The following is a 4,075-nucleotide window of genomic DNA, read 5'->3' on the forward strand; positions in this document are numbered from 1 at the left end:
ACGAATTCATCGTCATCAAGATATTGCACATCGTCGTTGTCTACGACGTAAGTCCATGCTCCATCATCGGTTATGGTCAACATACCCAACGCGGTATCATTGGTCGAACCTTCCGGATTAAACGTTCCGTTGGGTTCAAAAGCAGCGACATCATTGGCATCAACATCAGTGATCGTCAATGTTCCTGTCGCCATCAAGTCATTGCTTTCAGGATCGACATCGACATCTTCCGTCACTTCACCCATGTCAGAATCACCTTCACCAACAGTAATCTCTGACGGATCATCGGCACCGTTGATGGTGATGGTCACTTCACTTGTGGTTCCGTCAATCGCAGTAACTGTATAAACCTCGGTAACGAACTCATCGTCATCAAGATATTGCACTTCATCGTTATCTACAACGTACGTCCATTCACCATCGTCGGTAATGGTCAACATACCCAACGCGGTATCATTGGTTGAGCCTTCTGGATTAAACACACCGTTTGGTTGAAAAGCAGCGACGTCGTTATCGTCAACATCGGTGATCGTTAGTGTCCCAGAAGTAATTAAGTTGTTGCTCTCTTGGTCAACATTAACATCCTCAGTCACTTCACCAGTGTCTGAATCACCTTCACCTACGGTTATATCAGATGGGTCATCGGCACCGTTAATAGTGATGATCACCTCACTCGTAGTACCGTCACTTGCTGTCACAGTATAAACTTCAGTAACGAACTCATCGTCATCCAAGTACTGAACGTCATCGTTGTTAACTACGTAAGTCCAAGCACCATCAGGGTCGATGCTCAATACACCTAGCTGTGATTCGTTTGTTGAACCTACGAGGTTAAACTCACCGTCAGCTGAAAAAGTAGGAGTGTCGCTGTCTACATCTGTAATCACAATCTGACCGGATGTCACTAATTGATTGGTGATTTCATCTACATCAATGTCCTCAGTCACACTGCCCGAGTCATCAGTAGCCACAGCTACATCATCAGTACCAATTATCGTTACTGTAATGACTTGTTCGCCTCCATCGGAGGTTTGTACTGTCGTCGAGTCTTGAATTTGCTCACCATCCGCAAGCTCATCATAAGGACTGTTGGCCACGAAGGTCCAAGTACCATCTTCGTTTACAACAAAAGTACCGAGATCATTATCCCCAGCGACCTCTTTAACAATAAAGGTAACGTCTGGGTCTTCACTCGTTAAAGCGCCCCCAGTTTCAATAGGTTCATCCTGCTCAAACTCAATAACATTAGTTTCACCTGAAATAAGCGCAAAGGCGATAATATCAAAAAGAGCAAGACTTTGAGTTTCCGACAGACCTTGAGACTCAAACCCGTCAGTTTCAAAATTTGTGGCAGCTTGAGTTTCAGCCCCAGTACGTTCAATCCTACCGCTGTTGGTCAAACTAGAACCTTCCTCACCAGCGGCAGTATCAAACTCATCTCCTAGTTCCGTTGGATCAAATCCCTCTTCAATAGCACGCTGAACTTGAGCGATCGCGTCATCAGTATCTAGCAGATTTTGTTGGCCCTGGTTATCTACAAAACGTGCAGAAACACTTGGTAAACTCTCTTCACTAGTATCAAAACTGATAATTACGTCGCTAGCGGCTGGTTGTTTGCCCGGAGACAAACGTCTAACCTGGCCTTGAGCGTCGAGCACTACACTCCCGCTAGCAAGACCTAGTATATTTAGGTTGATATTTCCCATATCCATATTCCCACTTCTGCCCAGAACACGCCAAACGCGGATTCAATCCCACTCTGCGCTGTGGCTATTTCCTACAATAAATTTAGTAGTGGCACTATTGATAATCAACTCACTAAAGTAGTTCAGTTAAAGCACTTTGAAAATTAGTCAATAGCAATAGCGACTTACATTCAAAAAAAAACCAACAAACTTAGCAATTTCTAGCAGATGTCCTAAGCTTCGTTTAATACCCTTCTCAATTAAAGTAGTTAAACGCTAGTTGGGAGGAGGCGGGAGCTTTTAAAAGTAGAAGGAGACCTACTTTGAGACTGTTTAAATTACCCATCATCTGTTGCTTAGCTATTGCAACCCCACTCTCTGCTCAGACTTTAGAACAGGCTGTTGCCATTACCTTGGCGACGAATCCTGAGATAAAAAGTATTTTTAATGAGTTTGTGAGTGTACAAAAACGAAACGATGCCGCAGGTGGTGCTTATAGGCCGAGTATCGACCTTGATGCTGGTATTGGTTACGAAGGCATAAACCCTGCACCAAATAACGGCCCCGATACCGATCTCACAAGAAAGGAAGCGACGATTTCCCTCACTCAATTGCTGTGGGATGGTTCCGCTACGCTGAACGACATTGATCGTACCGCCGCAGAAGCCGAGTCGGTACGTTTGCAATTGATCGCGGATGCCGAAGACAAAGCGCTGGAGGTAACACAAATCTATCTAGATGCAGTGAAAGCCACTGAAGTGCTGGCACTGTCAGAAAGTAATCTTTCAATACACAAGAAAATCTATAAAGACATAAAGAAACGAGCGAATTCAGGCATAGGTTCGACAGCTGATGTATCGCAGGTAGAAGCTAGGATTGCGAAGGCTCATGGTAATTTGTTGGCCGCACAGAATAATTTGATCGATACCCACACCCAGTTTAGACGAGTGGTGGGTCAAGAACCCCTAGGCTTAATTTACCCAAGAGCCGATATTTCTAAAATTCCTTTGTCGTTAACTGACGCCATTGTTGATGCATTAGACCAACACCCAGTGATCAAAGTTGCAAACGCAGATGTCGATTCAGCCCACTTCCAATACAAACAATCAAAGGGCGTGAACTACCCTACCTTCTCCATCGAGGCTTCTCAGTCGTGGCGTGATGATGCAGGTGGCGATGAAGGCTCAAGTCAAGAGACCCTCGCGATGCTACGCATGCGATATAACTTGTACAACGGTGGAACAGACAGTGCTAATTCAGAAGCTGCGGCATACCAATTGAACAAAGCAAAAGATCTGAGAGATCGCGCTTATCGACAAGTGGAAGAAGGTCTTCGCCTCTCTTGGAGTGCATTGGATCTGACGTTACAACAAAAGAACTTCTTGTCTGATCACGTGGATTCGGCGTCAGAAACCGTTATCGCTTATGAGAAACAATATCGAATCGGCAAACGTACGCTACTTGATCTGCTTAACACTGAAAACGAATTGTTTGAAGCCCGCAAAGATTACTTAGATGCGCATTACTCTGAACAGTACGCTAAATACCGTGTAATGAACGCGACAGGCTCTCTATTGAACGCTCTACTGGTCGACATTCCAGAAGAGTGGACTACGCCCGTGGAGTATTAATGATGAAAATACCTTACTTATTACTTCCCGTGTTAACGATGACTTTACTTGCCTGTTCGAACCAGCAGGAAGAGACCTATATCGAGACACCTGAAGCAGAACAGATTGCAGACCTTCAAGACGATGATAGAGATGGTGTGGTGAACGCTCGTGATATCTGTCCAGGTACGCCTGAGACATCACAAGTCGACAATGATGGTTGTGGCGAAACGATTCGTGCGGAAGAAGTCAGACAGCTAAAAATACTCTTTGCTCATGACTCATTTGAAGTGAACCCAATCTTCTCAGACCAGATCAGCACGATGGCAGAGTTTCTTGAAACCTACAAAAGTGCCTCGATTGAAATACAAGGCTATGCGAGTAAAGTGGGTTCTAACGAGTACAACTTAGACCTATCAAAAAAACGAGCACACAATGTTCAAGACGAGTTACTATCGAATGGTATCGAACCAGAGCGAGTGCGAATTATCGGCTATGGTGAAGAGCGCCTAGAAAGCGATGGCGACGACCCTACTTCACACGCATTGAACCGTAAGGTAACAGCGACGGTGGTAGGGTTAAGTGAACAAATCGTCGAGGAGTGGACCATATTTACCACGCTTGAAAAATAGCGTGACATTGTCACTGTGGATCTAGATGTGACATAGAGCGAGTGTCGAACAACAGCAGCTTAGTTATAAGATCAATAAAGCCGTGATAGGGTTTGAACTGACCCCCAATAGTTGGACACCAATTATTGGGGGTCTTTTTATGTCCAAA

Annotated in this window: 3 protein-coding genes; 2 read left to right on the top strand and 1 reads right to left on the bottom strand. The window is 44.8% G+C overall.

The window, feature by feature from the left end:
* A partial coding sequence (locus tag AB6F11_RS21295; protein WP_372163589.1) for a VCBS domain-containing protein occupies positions 1–1,706 on the bottom strand: 1,706 nt, incomplete at its 3' end.
* A gap of 302 nt (positions 1,707–2,008) precedes the next feature.
* On the opposite strand from AB6F11_RS21295, the gene AB6F11_RS21300 reads away from it, so the two are divergent.
* Together AB6F11_RS21300 and AB6F11_RS21305 are read left to right on the top strand one after the other, a co-directional pair.
* A complete protein-coding gene (locus AB6F11_RS21300; protein ID WP_102393076.1) occupies positions 2,009–3,316 on the top strand; it encodes a TolC family outer membrane protein in 1,308 nt (435 codons plus the stop codon).
* Positions 3,316–3,927 carry an OmpA family protein gene (locus tag AB6F11_RS21305; protein WP_102393077.1) on the top strand — a complete coding sequence of 204 codons (612 nt, stop codon included), beginning with the start codon at positions 3,316–3,318 and terminating at the stop codon, positions 3,925–3,927. Before AB6F11_RS21300 ends, AB6F11_RS21305 begins: the two co-directional genes overlap by 1 nt.
* Positions 3,928–4,075 lie beyond the last annotated feature (148 nt).

The sequence above is a fragment of the Vibrio sp. 10N.247.311.14 genome (assembly GCF_041467715.1).
GTDB classification, from domain to species: domain Bacteria; phylum Pseudomonadota; class Gammaproteobacteria; order Enterobacterales; family Vibrionaceae; genus Vibrio; species Vibrio crassostreae_C.

Bases quoted from the DNA above. Each gene is read 5' to 3' on its own strand.
- AB6F11_RS21305 (WP_102393077.1), top strand. From the start codon at position 3,316: ATGATGAAAATACCTTACTTATTACTTCCCGTGTTAACGATGACTTTA.